Source organism: Acinetobacter legionensis (assembly GCF_048551735.1).
Lineage (GTDB): Bacteria > Pseudomonadota > Gammaproteobacteria > Pseudomonadales > Moraxellaceae > Acinetobacter.
Window position 1 is genome coordinate 50,321 of sequence record NZ_JBIMBV010000004.1, and the last position, 17,951, is coordinate 68,271.

Sequence of the window (17,951 nt, forward strand, 5' to 3'; positions counted from 1 at the left end):
ATAAATTAGCTTAATTGAGCAGCAGCAATTTTCTTAGTATCGATGTCTTTAGCAGCATCTGTATACTCGCCCATCTTGTCGAAGTTCAAGTATTGATAGATGTCAGCAGACATGCTGTCGATTTGAGCAGCATATTGTTGATACTCTTCTGGAGAAGGTAATTTGCCAAGTACCGCAGCAACAGATGCAAGCTCAGCAGAAGCTAAGTATACATTTGCGCCTTGACCTAAACGGTTCGGGAAGTTACGCGTAGAAGTCGATACACAAGTTGTGTTCGGAGCTACACGTGCTTGGTTACCCATACATAATGAACAACCTGGCATTTCAGTACGCGCGCCAGCTTTACCATAAATGTTATAGAAACCTTCTTCCATCAATTGATGCTCGTCCATACGTGTTGGTGGAGCCAACCATAAACGAGTAGACAATGAACCACCTGGTACTTTATCAAGTAATTTACCAGCTGCACGGAAGTGACCAATGTTCGTCATACAAGAACCAACGAATACTTCATCAATCTTAACGCCTTGAACATCAGAAAGAAGTTTAGCGTCATCTGGATCGTTCGGGCAGCAAAGAACTGGTTCTTTAATGTCAGCAAGATCAATTTCATACACTTTAGTGTATTCAGCATCAGCATCAGCTTTAAGAAGTGATGGATTCGCTAACCATTTTTCCATGTTCTCAACACGGCGAGCCATAGTACGTGCATCGCCATAACCTTGAGAAATCATCCACTTCAACATGGTGATGTTAGAGTTCAGGTATTCAGCAACTTTCGTTTCAGAAAGTGTGATTGAACAACCAGCAGCAGAACGTTCAGCAGAAGCATCAGAAAGTTCGAATGCTTGCTCTACAGTTAGGTCAGTTTCCATTTCTGTTAAGTCGATTTCTAAGATACGACCAGAGAAAATGTTTTTCTTACCTTTTTTCTCTACAGTTAAGTCACCCGCTTGAATCGCGTAGTAAGGAATTGCATGTACAAGGTCACGTAGCGTGATACCAGGTTGCATTTTACCTTTGAACTTAACAAGTACAGACTCAGGCATATCTAATGGCATAACACCAGTTGCAGCAGCAAACGCGACTAGACCAGAACCCGCTGGGAATGAAATACCGATTGGGAAACGTGTATGTGAGTCACCACCAGTACCAACTGTATCTGGAAGAAGCATACGGTTTAACCAAGAGTGAATAATACCGTCACCTGGACGTAATGAAACACCACCACGGTTCATGATGAAATCAGGAAGCGTATGTTGCATTTGAACGTCAACTGGTTTTGGATATGCAGCTGTGTGACAGAAAGATTGCATCACAAGATCAGCAGAGAAACCTAAGCAAGCTAAGTCTTTCAATTCATCACGTGTCATCGGACCAGTCGTATCTTGCGAACCAACAGTCGTCATTTTCGGTTCACAGTAAGTACCTGGACGAACGCCTTGACCTTCTGGAAGACCACAAGCACGGCCAACCATTTTTTGAGCTTGAGTAAAGCCTTTACCAGTGTTTTCAGGTTGAACTGGAACACGGAATAAAGTAGATGCTGGCAGACCTAAAGCTTCACGCGCTTTAGTTGTCAAACCACGACCAACGATTAAGTTGATACGACCACCCGCACGAACTTCGTCAAGAAGAACAGGCGTCTTCAACTCAGATTCAGCGATTTGCTCGCCTGCTTTAAATGCAGTTACTTTTGCTGCAGCATGATCAATTTTAAGAACGATTTCATCGCCCATGTTCATGTTAGCAACATCAATTTCAACAGGTAACGCACCAGCATCTTCCATTGTGTTGAAGAAAATTGGAGCGATTTTAGAACCTAAGCAGTAACCACCGTCTTTTTTGTTCGGGATGTGAGCAATGTCATCACCAAAGAACCAAAGCACTGAGTTAGTCGCTGATTTACGAGAAGAACCGGTACCAACAACGTCACCAACATAAGCAACTTGGTTGCCTTTTGCGATGAGTTCTTTGATTTGGTTTAATGGACCAACTTCACCAGGAACTTCTGGGTTGATACCATCACGTACGTTTTTAAGCATTGCGTTTGCATGCAATGGGATATCTGGACGGCTCCAAGCATCTTGTGCAGGAGACAAATCATCAGTATTTGTTTCGCCAGTTACTTTGAAAACAGTAAGTTTGATTTCTTCTGGAACGTCTTTACGGCTAGTAAACCATTCAGCATCAGCCCAAGATTGCATAACGGCTTGTGCATTTGCATTACCCGCTTTGGCTTTTTCAGCAACGTCATGGAACGCATCAAATACAAGAAGCGTTTTTTTCAATGCTTCAGCAGCTAAGCTTGAAAGTGCAGCATCATCAAGTAATTCAACCAAAGGTGCTACGTTATAACCACCAAGCATAGTACCTAATAAGTAAACCGCACGCTCTTTAGAAACCAATGGAGAAGTCGCTTCACCTTTAGCAACAGCAGTCAAGAAAGCAGCTTTTACATATGCAGCTTGGTCAACACCTGCTGGAACACGGTTTTCAAGCAAATCTACTAAAAATGCTTCTTCACCCGCTGGTGGATTTTTTAGTAATTCAACCAAGTCAGCAGTTTGAGCATCGTCAAGTGGCTTCGGTGGGACTCCGAGTGCGGCACGTTCTGCAACGTGTTGGCGGTAAGCTTCTAGCACGGTGTAATTCCTCTTTTTAAAAATTTACCTGTGAATTCCTGCTTATTAAAGCTTCACAGGCAATATGGACTGTCAAATTTTACTAAAAATCAAGCCAAAAGTTAATGCAATGAGCGTATTAATTCGTGATGACCATTATTTTATAAATAAATACTCATCACTTTTCGCTTCATTTAACTACAGATCTACACAGTACGCTTTCATCAGACGTTTATGTAAATTATTTCTCAAATTAAATCGAAAAATCCCTAAAAATACAGGGTCTGTTGACAATTTGTCTATGTTTGCGACTACGGGTGTTTTTTAGATGATACAAGGCATGAAATATGAAATTTAGTCATTCTAAATGAATAGTTAGTAACGATGTAGCAGCAAAAAACACTCTAGTCCCCCCGCTGCGCCTTGCGCTGCAAACAAAGCAGTGCTTTGTTCTTGCTCAGGGTTGTGGCTAAAATTATCTCAGTCTGCGTTATGAAACTCAAAAATAATCTCGCTATTCTCTTCGTTTCATACCTTGCCTGCTCAATTTTAGCCTACAACTCAAACCATTTATGAAATGCCAGCAGACCCTTATCTTTGTAAAACATGAACTTCTCTTTAATCCGAAAGAAGTTATGCCTACATGGCTTTTAGACTGTTTTAGCCATAAAAAAAGCAACATATGTTGCCTTTTTTTTAGAGCAAAGTACATTCCACCTTAGTGGACTGTTGTACTGTCTACATACTTTTGAAATTCTGTACGACAACCTTCAAATTTCATTTGCACTTCATCTTCATGAAACATTGAATGTTCAGTACACGCAAATGAAATTTTTACTTGGTATAACTTCGCTCGTTCGTCAATGACTTCTTGGAAAAAAACTTGATCACCTAAACTCAGCACATAATGACTTCCGCTAATCACAGCGACACCATTGTCATCTTCTAAGAGCAAATCTGCATTATGTAAATAAGCAACTACTTCCATTGTCTCACTCCTATGCTACTTTTTGTTTTCTATTTCTATATTGTATATATGCTTTTCAATTTATATGCTAATCATTTTTTGTGACGAGGCTTGTCGATTACTTAGAGATTCTCGATAACCCAACATAAAAAACACGTCATGGTAATCTTTATGCAAAAAACACATATAAATGATTTAAAGGGATGGACACTCAAAAGTGTGAATGTATTGACCATTCACGATTCGCATTTCTAATTTACACAAATTCTATTCTTTCATTGTCTGCTAACCAAGCATATTGCCTATTTTGGTACTTTAAGCCATAAAAAACCGCTCCTTAGAACGGTTTATAATCTGGCATTTTTTTGGGATCATGCGGTGTATTTAAACACTGTTCAAATGCTTCGTTCTTAAACTTTGCTTGAACTGCATCTTTATCCGCTTTTAGCTCTGCATCTGATAATGCATAGACTTTTTCTAAATACTCAAGTACAAAGCCTTTAGTCGTTGGATCAGTGACTTTATTTGCATACTCAATTGCTTCTTTCTTGGTAATCCCATTTTGACGATCTAGAGTAATAGAGCGTGCAGCATTACCAATACTGGTACAGTAACCTTTCCAAATTTCTTCAGGAGTTGCAGGCTTTTTCTCAGTACAACCCACCATCAATAAAACAGTGCTTATCGCACCTAAAATTACGAACTTCTGCATTAAAAAATCTCCAATTCCACACTATGATACTTAATTTTTCAGTAAATTGGAGAGTTTCTTGCTTTGAAATTTTACATTCCTCGCCAATCTACACGTGCATTGCGCTCAGTTGCGTAAATTCTTTTCACGTATTGCCCTAAAGGAAGTTCTAACAAATGTTGGCTAAATTCGGTAAACTCTTGAGAAATATTTTCTGCATATTCCTTTTCCCACGGTGTCGCAGGTAATTCTAATAAAGGCGCAAGAATTGAACATACTGAAATATCTGCCAAACCAAGGCGATCACCCACAAAATAGCGGCAACCGTTATCAATCAAGATCTTATTTAAACTGTCGATAGTCAGCTCTAAATTGTATTTAGATTCTTCGACTTTCTCTTTGTCCAATTGATAACTTTTTGAAACCATAGTTTTTAGAATAGGCTTTGAAATTTTTTCAAATTGACGTAAATAGCCTTTTTCACCAATCATAATTTCTAGCGGTTCATCGCCTTCTGCTAAAGCATGTGCCAATCCCCAACGGCGTACATGAATACCTAACTCATTGGCAATCAGATCAATTTCTAAGGTTTTTTCACGAAGCGTGTGATCGGTACGAAGCAGTCGATGTTCAGGATAAACATCATCTAGATACAATGCGATTTGAGTCGACCCCGCAATAAAACGTTCTCCATCTTTTAAAATAGGCAGCTTGTTTTGCCCTGTTTTAAGTTGTGCAAATGCACGATGGACACCTGGGATTAAATTCTGCGCAACAAAATCCAATTCTTTATGATCAAGCAACCAACGGGCTTTTTCACAGTAATGCGAGAGTGGGAATTGGTACAACGTACGCATGTAGTCTCCAAATTATTTTTTTAATTAAAAGCTTAGATAAATCTAAAAGTTAAGATTAATCCTGAGTGATCTTATGTACTTTAGACATTCATCACCTGAATTACAATGTACTTTTTACTTCAATCGCTCGTCATATGACCCAATGCTTATTCTATGGTTATATCAGTTTCTTTATTCTTTATTCGCAATAGGAATAACAAAGCTGACTCAAACTAAAAATCAGACTAGAATAACTTAAACTAAATTATAAATTTCAATATGTTAACTTATACTCAATATTAAAAAACTTTGCGATTTTTATCCTAACAATAATTTTAGATAAGTTAAGCACAATAGTTCGTTTAATTTTTACCGTAATATTGCTTAGCGTTTTGGTATCTATTGAAAGGTGCCAATATGTCTAGTTTGAATTCTTCTACCTCAGCCTTTGTGATCCAAAACGATCAACAAGCCATAAATGCGGCTTACCAAGTTGCTGATTTTGCTTTGGTAGAACGAAATATACGTGATCAACAACGAATTTTACCTGTTGATGTCATACAAGAATTAAGCCTTAAAGGATTAGGCGGAATTCGTATTGCCAAAAAATATGGTGGCGCTCAAGTTTCAAATAAAACCCTTGCGCATGTTTTCCGTATTTTATCTAAGGCAGATGCCAGTGTTGGCCAGATTCCTCAGAATCAATTTGGTTTGTTAAATGCCATTGAGCACATTGCCAATGAACAGCAAAAACAGTTTATTTATACTGAAATTTTAAATGGTAAACGTCTTTCTAACGGTGGTCCAGAACGCAATACTAAAGATACCCGCACCATTGAAACACGTTTAGAACAGATCAATGATCAATACCTTTTAAATGGTGAGAAGTTTTATTCAACGGGTTCACATTTTGCCGATTGGTTGGCGATACGCGCAATTCACCCAGATGGTCATATTGTTTTAACGATTATTAATGCAAAAGCTGACGGTGTTGAAATTGTTGATGATTGGGATGGCTTTGGACAACGTACAACGGCAAGTGGCACAGTGCGTTTAAAGAATGTTGTGGTTCACCCAGATCTTATTATGGATGAAAAACCACTTGCCGATGCTTCAAAATATCGTGGTGCGTACTCACAACTGATTCAGGTTGCGATTGATGTGGGCATTGCAGAAGCTGCGTTTGCAGATACTTTATCTGCAATCCATAAAGCGCGTCCAATCATTGATGCCAATGTGGATAAAGCCAGTTTTGAAGCGTATACCCTACAAGAAGTCGGTAAGCTCAATATCTTACTCGATGCATCCATTTTATTACTGGATGAAGCCGCAGAATATTTAGATCAATTAGATTCACAAGATATCGTCAGTCCTGAACAAGCCAGTAAAGCCTCCATTATCGTTGCTGAGGCAAAAGTGTATGCCAATGATGCAGCACTACTTATTTCTGAAAAATTACTTGAATTGGGCGGTAGTCGTTCAAGCCTAGAAACTCATAATCTCGATCAACACTGGCGTAATGCTCGTGTGCATACCTTACATGACCCTGTGCGTTGGAAACTTCATGCCATTGGAAACTATTACTTAAATGGTACGCAAAATCAACGCCATGCGTGGATTTAAAGTTAAATAACTTCGTTACTCATCAGGGAAATATATATGACAACTTATCAAGATATCAATAAAACATTGGATGTACACAATCATCCCTTTGCGCAAGCACATATTATTCAAAATGATCAAGAAGCATTAGAAATCGCGCAACAGTTGAGTCAGCAATTTAAAGAGAATGCGGTACTCCGTGATGCTGAAAGAATTTTACCATTTGATGAGGTTGAAGCTTTTAGTCAATCAGGGTTATGGGCGATCACAGTACCACGGCAATATGGTGGTGCAGAGGTCTCTAGTCATACTGTTGCTAAAATAATTGCATTATTCAGTGGCGTAGATGGCTCTCTTGGTCAAATCCCTCAAAACCATTTTTATGCACTAGAAGTATTGCGTAATACAGGCACCGAGCAGCAAAAGAAAAAAATCTATAGCGAAGTACTTCAAGGCGCACGTTTTGGCAATGCTCTCGCTGAATTTAAGACCAAGACTGCTGCACAAAAGCATACCCAGATTAGTCAAACTGAACATGGTTATGTGGTCAATGGGGAAAAGTTCTATTGCACGGGCAGTCTATTTGCCCATCGTATTCCAACATTAGTTCGTGATGCTGAAGAACGTGAATATTTGGCTTTTATTTCTGCAGATGCACAAGGCTTACAACGTATCAATGATTGGTCAGGCTTTGGACAAAAAACCACAGGCAGTGGTACCGTTAAATTCAATCAAGTTTTTGTTGAATCTGAATATGTCATTCGTTTTGACACTGCATTTTCTGAACCCACCCTTGTTGGGCCATTTGCACAAATTATGCATGCTGCGATTGAAACAGGCATTGCGCGTGCAGCATTTGAAGAAACAATAGAACGGGTTAAACAAGCACGCGCATGGATTGATGCCAATGTAGAACGTGCAGACCAAGATCCACTGACCATTTATGAATTAGGTCGTGTTGCTGCTGATGTAAGAGCAAGTGAGGTTTTATTAAAACAAGCTGCTCAATCTATTGATGCAGCAAAACCACAACCTACAGTTGAAAATATTGCCAAAGCCTCACTAGATGTAGCTAAAGTCCGTGCACACAGTACAGAAACAGCATTAAAAGCGTCTTCAAAATTGATCGAGTTGGCCGGAAGTCGCGGTAGTCAACGTGCCGATGGCTTAGATCGACATTGGCGCAATGTACGGGTACATACACTGCATGATGCATCACGCTGGAAATATTATTTTATTGGAAACTATGTATTAAACAACATCCTTCCACCACGCAGAGGGACATTGTAATGACACATACATCTCAACATACAGCACCTAAAAAACAAATTTTACTCAATGCTTTTGACATGAACAGTGTCGGCCATATCAATCACGGCTTATGGACCCATCCGCGTGATGAATCTCATCGTTTTAATGAGCTCAATTACTGGACTGATCTCGCTAAGACCTTGGAGCAAGGTTTATTTGATGGGTTGTTTATCGCAGACATTACCGGTGTTTATGATGTTTATCAGAATGGTATAGATTTAACCTTAAAAGAGTCCATTCAACTGCCGAGTCATGACCCATCTACCCTGATTTCTGCAATGGCAGCTGTTACCCAAAACCTAGGTTTTGGCGTGACCGTAAACCTTAGTTATGAAACACCGTACCAATTCGCACGGCGATTTGCGAGTTTAGATCATCTCACACAAGGTCGGATTGGCTGGAATATTGTGACAGGTTATTTAGACAGTGCTGAGCGCTTGATTGGGCAAAAAGGTCTAAAAGATCATGACTTACGTTATGAACAAGCTGAAGAATTTTTAGAGCTTTGCTATAAGTTTTGGGAAGGTTCTTGGGAAAATGATGCAGTACAAAAAGATAAGCAAAAGCGTATTTTTACTGACCCGAAAAAAGTTCATCAAATTAACCATCAAGGGCGCTTTTATCAAAGCGAAGGGGTTTTCCAAGTCTCACCTTCACCACAGCGTACCCCTGTGCTCTTTCAAGCAGGTGCTTCACCACGCGGTTTAGCATTCTCCACACGTCATGCGGAATGTGTCTTTATTGGGGGTGATCAACCTGCAAAAATCAAACAACAAGTGGACAAGATTCGAGAATTGACTGTGCAGCAAGGCCGTAATCCCGAAGATATTAAAATCTTTGTGGGAATCACAGTGGTTACAGCAGAAACAGATGAATTAGCTCAAGAGAAATTAGCTGAATATGCCCGCTATGCAAGTCCAGAAGCAGGTTTAGCACATTTCTCAAGTTCAGTCGGTATAGACCTATCCAATTATGCTGATGATGAGGCAATCCCATATCAACAAACCAACAGTATTGCTTCAGTCAATAATAAATTTAAGGAAAACCAAATCACGCCTAACGATCTTAAAGCACAGCATCAACTCGGTGGTCGTTATCCACTGATTGTTGGAAGTGGTGAAACAATTGCTGAAAAATTAATTCAGTTGATTGATGAAACAGGTATTGATGGCTTTAACTTAACTCGTACTGTTGCGCCTGAATCACATCATGACTTTATTCGTTTTGTTATTCCTGAACTTCAACAACGTGGCAGATTTAAAACCAAATATGAAAATGGTTCTTTACGTAACAAAATCTTTAAACAGGGTGATCATTTAACTCAACAACACCCTGCTGCTGATTTTCGATGTCAAAACTCAAATCATAACAACAGCATCGAAACGGCAGATCGGCAAAAGCAAACTGCCTAAATAACCTAATCAGCAAACATGATGAATTGAATAATTTCACTTTAAGGGGTGTCACATGACTCAAATAAACTCACCTGCAAATGGTAATCCATCCAAAAAATCAGGCTCCAAGAATAAATTTATTCTGCTTGGTGTGATCATTATTGCCGTGATTGCAGGACTTTTTTATTGGAACCAACATAAAAAAGCCGGTTCAGAAGAAATCACCATTGGTATTAGCCCACCCTTTGCCAAGCCTTTACAAGTTGCAGCAGAGGAAGCCAAGAAACAAGGGATTCATATTAAACTGGTGGAGTTTTCAGATTGGAACACACCGAATATCACACTAAATCATGGTGATATTGATGCAAACTATTTCCAACACCAACCATTTTTAACCAATGCGTTAAAAGAAACTGATTTTAAACTGAAACCGATTGCCACTGGTGTGGCAACACATGTGGGTTTATATTCTAAAAAATATGATTCTTTAGCGGCTGTCCCTGAAAATGCACGTGTGGTGATTCCAAATGACCCAGTCAACCAAGGTCGCGCACTGTTGCTTTTGCAACAGGCAAAACTCATCACCTTAAAAAATCCGAATAACCATTTATCGAACTTACAAGACATTATCTCAAATCCTAAAAACTTTAAATTTATTGAAGTTGAAGGACCTCAAACTGCGCGTGCTGTAGATGATGCTGATTTAGTATTTAGCTACCCGCTTTATTTACGTCTTGCAAAAACCATTGATCCAAACAAAGCATTATTACTCGATGATAATACCAATACCCGTTATGCGATCTTGTTTGTCGTAAAAGATGACTATGAGCAAAAGCACCCAGAAAAAGCCAAACAGTTAAAAGAGTTTGTAAAAATTTACCAGACTTCGGACAAGGTCAAACAGGCTTTGAATGATGATATTGGTGAAAATTTATGGTTCCCTGGTTGGAAATAAGGAATAACTCATGTCCCAAGTTTCCAAACTCAAAAACAAGAACCTGCTGATTGGTCTTGCTGTTGTCATCGTATTATTGGGGCTGTTTACCTATCGTTATGTACAAAATCAACAAAAGGATAATGTACTCACGATTGGCATTAGCCCACCTTATGCAGAATTACTACAAACAGTTGCCAAAGAGGTAGAGAAAGATGGTATCCATGTCAAACTGGTCGAATTTTCAGATTGGCAAGCGCCCAATGTTGCGGTGCAAAACCGTGACATTGACGCCAACTTTTTCCAACAAAGTGTATTTTTAAAAAATGCCATTAAACAAACCAATTACGATTTGCATGCTTTTGGTACAGGTAGCGGCAGCCATGTCGGTTTATATTCAAAACAATATAAATCCTTAGCAGCTTTACCTCAAAATGCTCGTGTTGTCATCCCCAGTGACCCCGTTAACTCTGCGCGTGCTTTGATCTTGCTACACCGCGCTGGGTTAATTCAAATCAAAGACATCAACAATGAACTTTCAACACTTCAAGATATTGTTGCAAACCCAAAACACTTGAAGTTTTTGGAAGTTGAAGGTCCACAAACAGCTTTAGCTTATGATGATGCAGATCTGATTTTTGGTTTTCCGCATTACTTAAATATGGCAAAAAAAGCCGATCCGCATAGTGCGCTGTTTTTAGATCCCGTTGATAAAAAGTACGCCATTCTTTTTGTGACACGTACCGATTATCAAGACAAAAATCAAAAGTTAGAGAAATTTATTCAAGCTTTCCAAAACTCACAGCAAGTTCGAGATATTTTAGATAAAGATTTCGGCAAAGATATGTGGTTTGCAGGCTGGAAATAAGGAGAATAGAAATGGTGAGTTTCGGTTCGCATGTTGATTTTTCAGTCCCTCATATCAAAATTCGTGATCTGAATAAATACTATGATGGGCAAGATCAACAGATCCATGCATTAAAAAATATCAACTTAGATATTCCTCAAGGCAAGATTTTCGGCATCATCGGTAAAAGTGGTGCAGGTAAATCTTCCTTAATCCGAACCTTAAATGGTTTAGAAGGTATTTCTGAAGGCAGTATTCATATTCATCAACAGAATTTGGCTGAACTCAGTCATGCTGAATTGATTCAAGCACGGCAAAGAATCGGGATGATTTTTCAGCATTTTAATTTAATGTCTGCCAAAACCGTTTGGGACAATGTGGCATTGCCTTTAAAAATTGCCCATGTCGATAAAGCTGAAATTGAAACACGTGTCAACGATGTTTTAGATCTGGTCGGATTGGGAAATAAAGCACATAACTACCCTTCACAGCTGTCTGGTGGTCAAAAGCAACGTGTTGGTATTGCTCGTGCGCTGGTGCATCATCCAGTAATATTATTGTGTGATGAAGCAACGTCTGCACTTGATCCTGAAAGTACCTCAGTGGTTTTATCCTTGTTGAAAAAAATCAATCGAGAATTGGGGATTACCATTGTTTTAATTACCCATGAAATGCAAGTAATTCGTGAAATTTGCGATCAAGTGGTGGTGATTGAACATGGTGAAATTGTTGAGTCAGGACAAGTCTGGTCCGTGTTTTCACAGCCTCAGCAGAAAATCACACAAGAATTGTTAAACCTAGAACAGCTCGATTTGCCCTTTCCAGTGCATACAGAGCTGCAACAAGATTCCACCCATAGCATTTTAAAACTACGTTATGAAACCGATCCGAAAAACTCACCTGATTTAGTGGAACTTTTTAAAGTTTTTGAAAAATCGGTACATTTATATCAAAGTCACATCGACAATATCCAAAACCATTTGATTGGAACACTGATTGTCGGTACTGAACAAACCCATTTAGACCTGCATAATTTACAAGAAAGGTTAAAACATCAAATTGCGCAAATAGAGGTACTTGGCTATGCAAGAGCAACTCATTGATTTATTGCTGACCGGAACCATAGATACCTTACTGATGGTTGGTGTATCTGCCATTGTTGCCTTTTTGATCGGTTTACCTTTGGCCGTGATTTTGGTCAATACATCTGAGCAAGGGATTTACCCATCTAAAAAGATTAACCATGCATTAGGCACGGTGATTAATATTACCCGATCTGTTCCCTTTTTGATTTTAATGGTGGCACTGATTCCTTTAACCCGTTGGATTGTCGGAACCAGTTACGGAGTCTGGGCAGCTGTTGTTCCATTAACGTTAGCCGCGACACCTTTTTTTGCCCGTATTGCAGAAGTTAGCTTGCGTGAAGTCGATCAAGGTCTAATCGAAGCTGCACAAGCAATGGGCTGTAACCGTAAGCAAATCGTTTGGCATGTACTTTTACCTGAAGCCCTTCCCGGTATTGTGGCAGGTTTTACAGTCACAATTGTCACCATGATTAACTCCTCTGCAATTGCGGGTGCAATTGGTGCTGGTGGCTTAGGTGATATTGCCTACCGTTATGGTTATCAACGCTTTGATATGCAAATGATGTTTGCTGTGATTGTAGTCTTGGTGGCTTTGGTCATGATCGTTCAGGCATTTGGTGACAGTTTGGCAAGCCAGTTGGATAAGCGGAAGATTTGAACGGATTGATCCTTTTTTAAAATACGAACCCTATGACGTTATTTAAAAGGAAGATTTAGTTCCTTTTAAATAACGATTATTCTAAAATTATAACATTTGCATTAATCGCAATTACATTTTTTAAATGCTGAAGCCGGTTGAGGTTCAGTCGCTATACCAGACAATATCAACTCTTGTTCAAATTGTTCAGCAAGAAGTGAAGGCTCATATAAACCAACATAGCAACTACTGGACTTGGCTGGTTTAATATACATTTTGTCAGTATGCACTTCGACAGTCACATCTTTACCACCATCTTCTGACATTAACGTACAAAAGAAATTAGCCTTGCAAGTATATGTTTTATTTTCGAGTTTAAATTGGATCCACCAATAATCTACACCGACTCTTAGAAAACCTGTCCAATATTCTGCGACACAAATCAAATAAGGTTTTTCTTTCTCTAAAATGTCCTTATCGCCATAATTATATACATCTGAATCATAACGATGTAAAAACTTGATTTCTGATATAGTCTTATTTGTCTTATTGACAAGGTTTACATTTGAATAATGTTTAGTCATTTTAAGTACTGCTATTCAATAAGGAAGTTAAAAAATAACCAATAAACTTTGATCAACATATCCCTGAAATCAGGTAAATATTGTATAGATATAAGCATACTAGGGTTGGGAATATCCTAGTCAATAGAATTTATATGCCTTCACAATTTCTCTAACTGCACTATTATTTTTGCTCAATAAAACTCTATTTACACTCAAATATTTAGCACAGGATATAATATAGTCATGATCTGTTTAAAAACTTATAGGTCTCAGACCTGACTTTGTCATGGCTTTCATGTAAAATCATCCGCAATTTTTATATAACACTTTGTGAGTTATTTCATGGGTTTTAATTGCGGTATTGTCGGCTTGCCGAACGTTGGTAAATCTACACTTTTCAATGCATTGACTAAAGCTGCTATTGCTGCGGAAAACTTCCCATTCTGTACCATTGAACCAAATACAGGCATCGTACCTGTACCTGATCCACGTTTAGACAAATTAACAGCCATTGTTAAACCACAACGTGTTATTCCAACTACGATGGAATTTGTCGATATTGCAGGTTTAGTTGCAGGTGCATCTAAAGGCGAAGGTTTGGGTAACCAATTCCTTGCAAATATCCGTGAAACTGATGCAATTGCACACGTTGTACGCTGTTTTGAAGATGAAAACGTAATTCATGTAAATGGTAAAATTGATCCATTAGATGATATTGCAACGATTAATACTGAACTTGCACTTGCTGACTTAGAAACCGTAACGAAAGCAGTTACACGTTTGGCAAAATCAGCTAAAAGCGGTGATAAAGAAGCGCTTGCAACAAAATCTGTTTTAGAAAAAATTCTACCTTTACTTGATGAAGGCAAGCCTGCTCGTGCAGCTGATTTAGATGATGATGAACGTAAACTTGTGCGTGGTTTTGGTTTAATGACATTAAAACCAACCATGTATATTGCAAACGTTGCAGAAGATGGTTTTGAAAACAACCCACACCTTGAAGCTGTGAAAAAGTTAGCTGCTGAGGAAAATGCAATCGTTGTTCCGCTTTGCAACCAAATCGAAGCTGAAATTTCATTGTTGGATGATGAAGATCGTGCTGAATTCCTTGAAGCATTAGGTATGGAAGAACCAGGTCTAAATGTGGTGATTCGTGCAGGTTATAGCTTACTTGGCTTACAAACTTACTTTACAGCAGGTGTTCAAGAAGTACGTGCTTGGACTGTAAAAGTGGGTGCAACTGCACCTCAAGCTGCGGGTGTAATCCACACTGACTTTGAGAAAGGCTTTATTCGTGCAGAATGTATCGCTTATGATGATTTCATCCAATACAACGGTGAAAACGGCGCTAAAGAAGCAGGAAAATGGCGTTTAGAAGGTAAAACTTACATCGTTCAAGATGGTGATGTCTTGCACTTCCGTTTTAACGTATAAGCAGATCTCATTCTTTGATGAGACAGGTTGAAGACTTCTTCAACCTGTTTTTTTTCATCATAGAATCTTTCGCTGGTTTTAGTTTGGTTTATAAATGTCTGACGAATACTTAAAACTTGTTTTCTAAATCTAGATTCAACGATCTGTTGATTGATTTGCGGATCACTTTGACCAATCCCCTTATCGATCTAATTTTAACTCTGCTTTTTAATGAAACACGTATTCAGGTTTTTATAAAAAAATATCAACATTTAAAATTATAATATTCCAGTAAATATACGCGATATTTATTTACATCTTAAAACGCGCCAAGCGTCTATCGCTAAGCCCCTGCCTCAATTGATCATCTCTATTTTGAAATCAGCTACACAATAATAAAGTTAAGTTGGTTGCACTTTTGATGCTCATATATAATAATGATAATTATTAGCATTATCACTATACTCAACATAACAGGATTGATTCATGGCTTACTCGCTTCCACAACTGCCTTATGCATACGATGCACTTGAACCTAATATTGATACAAAAACAATGGAAATCCACCATACCAAACATCATCAAACCTATATCAATAATATCAATGCTACAGTTGAAGGTACGCCATGGGAAAAGTTGTCGATTGAAGAACTGGTTTCAAAAGTGAATGAAGTTCCTGCTGATCTTAAAAATAGCGTGATTAATAATGGTGGTGGACATGCTAACCACTCTTTATTCTGGACAGTAATGAGTCCTCAAGGTGGTGGAGAGCCAATTAAACAAATCGCTGAAGCAATTGACAGAGATATTGGCGGTTTTGAAAACTTCAAAGAAGCTTTTACCAAAGCAGCACTGACACGATTTGGCAGTGGCTGGGCATGGTTGAGCGTTACCCCTGAAAAGAAAGTCATCGTAGAAAGCAGTGCTAATCAAGATTCACCACTGATGAATGGAAATATCCCGATTCTGGCTTTAGATGTCTGGGAACATGCTTATTATTTAAAATACCAAAATCGTCGTCCCGAATATATTGCGGCATTTTATAATGTTGTGAATTGGGAAGAAGTGAATCGCCGTTATTTAGAAGCAATCCAATGAAATACTATACAGACCATATGACGATGCCAATCTTCAATTCTTCAATGATTAAAAAAATAAAATTTTATATTGGTTGCGCCATTTTTTTCTTTGGTTTAGTGATTTTTATCAAAGAATTCTTATTCTAAGACAAACAAAAATATAGAAGTCGATACCCTTTAAGTCAGTTTAAATTCCTGACTTAAAGGGTTTTATCATGAACTAGATTCTTTATCTTTCTAATTATTTCGCGTGTAAAGCGTCTAATGATTTTTCATCCATGGCAGTTCGTTGCTTTCTCGCTTCTGTTAGCATTTTTTCTTGTAGATCTTTACGAAAACCCAGCAAGAATACAAATTCAGCTAAAACAAATAATGGACCAATTGCTAAACCGACTAAATCGTCAACAAATGCGGGTTTTTTCTTTTCATAAAAATGCCCTACAAATTGGAATACCCATCCTACAACAAAAGTACCAATACTAATACTTAACCAAGTTCCCATGCCCAATTGCGCAATTTTATAGGCAAATGGATAGGCTACTGCATAAATAACCAACATTAAAAAGCCCAATGATTTATCCAGACTCAAATAATAAATCACACTTAAAACCAATAGAATCAATGCCAAAGTGATTTCAAAACTTGAAAGCATCACCCCTGCTCTAGCCGTTAAACACATGATTGAAAATACGATCATCGGAATACCAATAAAATGCGTAAATACATTTTTATGGTCTAAATGATAAGCTGCGTATTGGCTAAGAAGTTGCTCTAATCTATTCATTTTCAGCGTCCTTGTTAATCTCTTCATTTCACTATATAAAAGCGCTAAGATAAAAGTTGTCGTCTACCTGACAACTTGAATTGATTTTTCATTTAAATTTTCAAAGAAGTAGATAACAACAGCTTTCACAATAAACTTATTGATACATTATGGCCTGTGATTGTGTCATATTTCTGCTAAATTATTGCTCTTGAAGGAGGATTGTAAATGGTTCTACTCAGCGCTTATCGTTACTGATTTTATCTAAGGTAATTTCTACCCTACTAACTGCTGTTAGATATATTTTAAAATCAAAGCAAAGATTAACCATGATATATAAAAGGACATATTGTGCTGAATTCAACGGATCTTGAATTATTATCAAAGAATTTATGGTATTCACAACTGCCTATTCCTTTTCAACAATTGATTCAACAACGAGCCCATTATCAAAAATTTGAGCGTGATCAAGCGATTTTCAGATCAGGCGATCTATTTAATGGCATCTATGCCGTCTTAGATGGTCGGGTACGCTTAGGCTATATTGATATTGAAGGAAATGAATCCGTTGCTGCTATTGCAGAACCAATTATGTGGTTTGGAGAAATTTCTTTGGTGGATCAGCAACCACGTTCTCATGATGCAATTGCTGTTGGAAAATGTTTAATTTTACATCTCCCCAGCCAAGCGATTCAGAAAATTTTAAATGACTATCCGCAATATTGGTTCCATATCGCCCAATTGACCAGTCAAAAACTTCGCTATGCTTTTTTAGAACTCATTTCAATTCAAACCCAACATATACGACAACGATTAGCTCAGCGTTTGATGTTTATCTTAAACGGCTATGGCAATCATATCCGTATTGAAAATAACATCATTCATTTATCACAAGAACAATTGGCATTGCTGCTCAAATGCTCACGTCAGACCATTAACCAAGAATTACATTTACTCGAACAACAAGGCGTTTTAAAAATTGCCTTTAAAAAAATAGAAATTTTAGATATCAAGCAATTACATTCTATTGCTCACTCACTAGGCCAACTCTAATTTAACACATCACTTTTCTACTTTTAGATAAATATTAAATTCACCTTAAACGGCTGGAATATATAATCATTTCATAAATAAAATATACAAATAATCTATTCTACTTTGTGAAAAATACAATTATATTTTAGCGAGGCGCTAATGCCATC

At 38.0% G+C, this 17,951-nt stretch carries 16 protein-coding genes; 10 read left to right on the forward strand and 6 right to left on the reverse strand.

All coding sequences use genetic code 11. The features are described from left to right. Nucleotides 1-5: 5 nt before the first annotated feature. The 4 genes from ACG9ZL_RS04750 to ACG9ZL_RS04765 form a co-directional block, all read right to left on the reverse strand. Nucleotides 6-2,645, reverse strand: a complete 2,640-nt coding sequence (locus tag ACG9ZL_RS04750; RefSeq protein ID WP_209826267.1) for a bifunctional aconitate hydratase 2/2-methylisocitrate dehydratase — start codon at nucleotides 2,643-2,645, stop codon at nucleotides 6-8. A 697-nt stretch (nucleotides 2,646-3,342) separates the two neighbouring features. Beyond that, on the reverse strand, nucleotides 3,343-3,612 hold the full coding sequence (locus ACG9ZL_RS04755; RefSeq protein WP_004720907.1) for a hypothetical protein: 270 nt from the start codon (nucleotides 3,610-3,612) through the stop codon (nucleotides 3,343-3,345). 316 nt (nucleotides 3,613-3,928) lie between these two features. Next, a complete protein-coding gene (locus ACG9ZL_RS04760) occupies nucleotides 3,929-4,303 on the reverse strand; it encodes a hypothetical protein (RefSeq protein ID WP_336953003.1) in 375 nt (124 codons plus the stop codon). Nucleotides 4,304-4,374: 71 nt separating this feature from the next. Then, entirely contained in the window at nucleotides 4,375-5,139 is a 765-nt protein-coding gene (locus ACG9ZL_RS04765; RefSeq protein WP_004821170.1) for a glutathione S-transferase family protein, read from the reverse strand. Nucleotides 5,140-5,535: 396 nt separating this feature from the next. On the opposite strand from ACG9ZL_RS04765, the gene ACG9ZL_RS04770 reads away from it, so the two are divergent. From ACG9ZL_RS04770 to ACG9ZL_RS04800, 7 genes are read left to right on the forward strand one after another with little or no spacing between them, the layout of a single operon-like run. After that, complete coding sequence (locus ACG9ZL_RS04770; RefSeq protein WP_419359245.1) at nucleotides 5,536-6,741, forward strand: SfnB family sulfur acquisition oxidoreductase; 1,206 nt, start codon at nucleotides 5,536-5,538, stop codon at nucleotides 6,739-6,741. Between the two features lie 36 nt (nucleotides 6,742-6,777). Then, nucleotides 6,778-8,010 (forward strand): SfnB family sulfur acquisition oxidoreductase, encoded by a 1,233-nt coding sequence (locus ACG9ZL_RS04775; RefSeq protein ID WP_419359246.1) that lies wholly within the window; start codon nucleotides 6,778-6,780, stop codon nucleotides 8,008-8,010. Next, a complete protein-coding gene (locus tag ACG9ZL_RS04780) occupies nucleotides 8,010-9,443 on the forward strand; it encodes an LLM class flavin-dependent oxidoreductase (RefSeq protein WP_419359248.1) in 1,434 nt (477 codons plus the stop codon). Before ACG9ZL_RS04775 ends, ACG9ZL_RS04780 begins: the two co-directional genes overlap by 1 nt. Nucleotides 9,444-9,498: 55 nt before the next feature. Beyond that, nucleotides 9,499-10,380 (forward strand): MetQ/NlpA family ABC transporter substrate-binding protein, encoded by an 882-nt coding sequence (locus ACG9ZL_RS04785; protein ID WP_419359250.1) that lies wholly within the window; start codon nucleotides 9,499-9,501, stop codon nucleotides 10,378-10,380. A gap of 10 nt (nucleotides 10,381-10,390) precedes the next feature. Beyond that, nucleotides 10,391-11,227, forward strand: coding sequence for a MetQ/NlpA family ABC transporter substrate-binding protein (locus tag ACG9ZL_RS04790; RefSeq protein WP_336953008.1), 837 nt, complete (start codon nucleotides 10,391-10,393; stop codon nucleotides 11,225-11,227). Between the two features lie 11 nt (nucleotides 11,228-11,238). Then, a complete protein-coding gene (locus tag ACG9ZL_RS04795) occupies nucleotides 11,239-12,309 on the forward strand; it encodes a methionine ABC transporter ATP-binding protein (RefSeq protein WP_419359252.1) in 1,071 nt (356 codons plus the stop codon). Beyond that, nucleotides 12,290-12,949, forward strand: coding sequence for a methionine ABC transporter permease (locus tag ACG9ZL_RS04800; protein WP_336953011.1), 660 nt, complete (start codon nucleotides 12,290-12,292; stop codon nucleotides 12,947-12,949). Before ACG9ZL_RS04795 ends, ACG9ZL_RS04800 begins: the two co-directional genes overlap by 20 nt. Before the next feature lie 101 nt (nucleotides 12,950-13,050). Here ACG9ZL_RS04800 and ACG9ZL_RS04805 read toward each other — a convergent pair whose 3' ends face one another. Continuing rightward, nucleotides 13,051-13,512, reverse strand: coding sequence for a hypothetical protein (locus tag ACG9ZL_RS04805; protein ID WP_336953012.1), 462 nt, complete (start codon nucleotides 13,510-13,512; stop codon nucleotides 13,051-13,053). A 324-nt stretch (nucleotides 13,513-13,836) separates the two neighbouring features. On the opposite strand from ACG9ZL_RS04805, the gene ychF reads away from it, so the two are divergent. Together ychF and ACG9ZL_RS04815 are read left to right on the forward strand one after the other, a co-directional pair. Continuing rightward, nucleotides 13,837-14,928 (forward strand): redox-regulated ATPase YchF, encoded by a 1,092-nt coding sequence (ychF, locus tag ACG9ZL_RS04810; protein WP_336953014.1) that lies wholly within the window; start codon nucleotides 13,837-13,839, stop codon nucleotides 14,926-14,928. Between the two features lie 465 nt (nucleotides 14,929-15,393). Next, nucleotides 15,394-16,005, forward strand: a complete 612-nt coding sequence (locus ACG9ZL_RS04815; protein WP_419327426.1) for a superoxide dismutase — start codon at nucleotides 15,394-15,396, stop codon at nucleotides 16,003-16,005. A 222-nt stretch (nucleotides 16,006-16,227) separates the two neighbouring features. On the opposite strand, the gene ACG9ZL_RS04820 is transcribed toward ACG9ZL_RS04815, so the two are convergent. Then, nucleotides 16,228-16,770, reverse strand: coding sequence for an Mpo1 family 2-hydroxy fatty acid dioxygenase (locus ACG9ZL_RS04820; protein WP_336953017.1), 543 nt, complete (start codon nucleotides 16,768-16,770; stop codon nucleotides 16,228-16,230). A 330-nt stretch (nucleotides 16,771-17,100) separates the two neighbouring features. Here ACG9ZL_RS04820 and ACG9ZL_RS04825 point away from each other — a divergent pair, with 330 nt between their 5' ends. After that, complete coding sequence (locus ACG9ZL_RS04825; RefSeq protein ID WP_336953018.1) at nucleotides 17,101-17,802, forward strand: Crp/Fnr family transcriptional regulator; 702 nt, start codon at nucleotides 17,101-17,103, stop codon at nucleotides 17,800-17,802. Nucleotides 17,803-17,951: the final 149 nt, after the last annotated feature.

What these genes read in the sequence shown, in the direction of transcription:
- ACG9ZL_RS04760 (WP_336953003.1), bottom strand. Translation starts at nt 4,303, where the DNA reads ATGCAGAAGTTCGTAATTTTAGGTGCGATAAGCACTGTTTTATTGATG.
- ACG9ZL_RS04780 (WP_419359248.1), top strand. Translation starts at nt 8,010, where the DNA reads ATGACACATACATCTCAACATACAGCACCTAAAAAACAAATTTTACTC.
- ACG9ZL_RS04820 (WP_336953017.1), bottom strand. Translation starts at nt 16,770, where the DNA reads ATGAATAGATTAGAGCAACTTCTTAGCCAATACGCAGCTTATCATTTA.
- ACG9ZL_RS04805 (WP_336953012.1), bottom strand. Translation starts at nt 13,512, where the DNA reads ATGACTAAACATTATTCAAATGTAAACCTTGTCAATAAGACAAATAAG.
- ACG9ZL_RS04775 (WP_419359246.1), top strand. Translation starts at nt 6,778, where the DNA reads ATGACAACTTATCAAGATATCAATAAAACATTGGATGTACACAATCAT.
- ACG9ZL_RS04795 (WP_419359252.1), top strand. Translation starts at nt 11,239, where the DNA reads ATGGTGAGTTTCGGTTCGCATGTTGATTTTTCAGTCCCTCATATCAAA.
- ACG9ZL_RS04755 (WP_004720907.1), bottom strand. Translation starts at nt 3,612, where the DNA reads ATGGAAGTAGTTGCTTATTTACATAATGCAGATTTGCTCTTAGAAGAT.
- ACG9ZL_RS04770 (WP_419359245.1), top strand. Translation starts at nt 5,536, where the DNA reads ATGTCTAGTTTGAATTCTTCTACCTCAGCCTTTGTGATCCAAAACGAT.
- ACG9ZL_RS04815 (WP_419327426.1), top strand. Translation starts at nt 15,394, where the DNA reads ATGGCTTACTCGCTTCCACAACTGCCTTATGCATACGATGCACTTGAA.
- ACG9ZL_RS04800 (WP_336953011.1), top strand. Translation starts at nt 12,290, where the DNA reads ATGCAAGAGCAACTCATTGATTTATTGCTGACCGGAACCATAGATACC.
- ychF (WP_336953014.1), top strand. Translation starts at nt 13,837, where the DNA reads ATGGGTTTTAATTGCGGTATTGTCGGCTTGCCGAACGTTGGTAAATCT.
- ACG9ZL_RS04765 (WP_004821170.1), bottom strand. Translation starts at nt 5,139, where the DNA reads ATGCGTACGTTGTACCAATTCCCACTCTCGCATTACTGTGAAAAAGCC.
- ACG9ZL_RS04790 (WP_336953008.1), top strand. Translation starts at nt 10,391, where the DNA reads ATGTCCCAAGTTTCCAAACTCAAAAACAAGAACCTGCTGATTGGTCTT.
- ACG9ZL_RS04785 (WP_419359250.1), top strand. Translation starts at nt 9,499, where the DNA reads ATGACTCAAATAAACTCACCTGCAAATGGTAATCCATCCAAAAAATCA.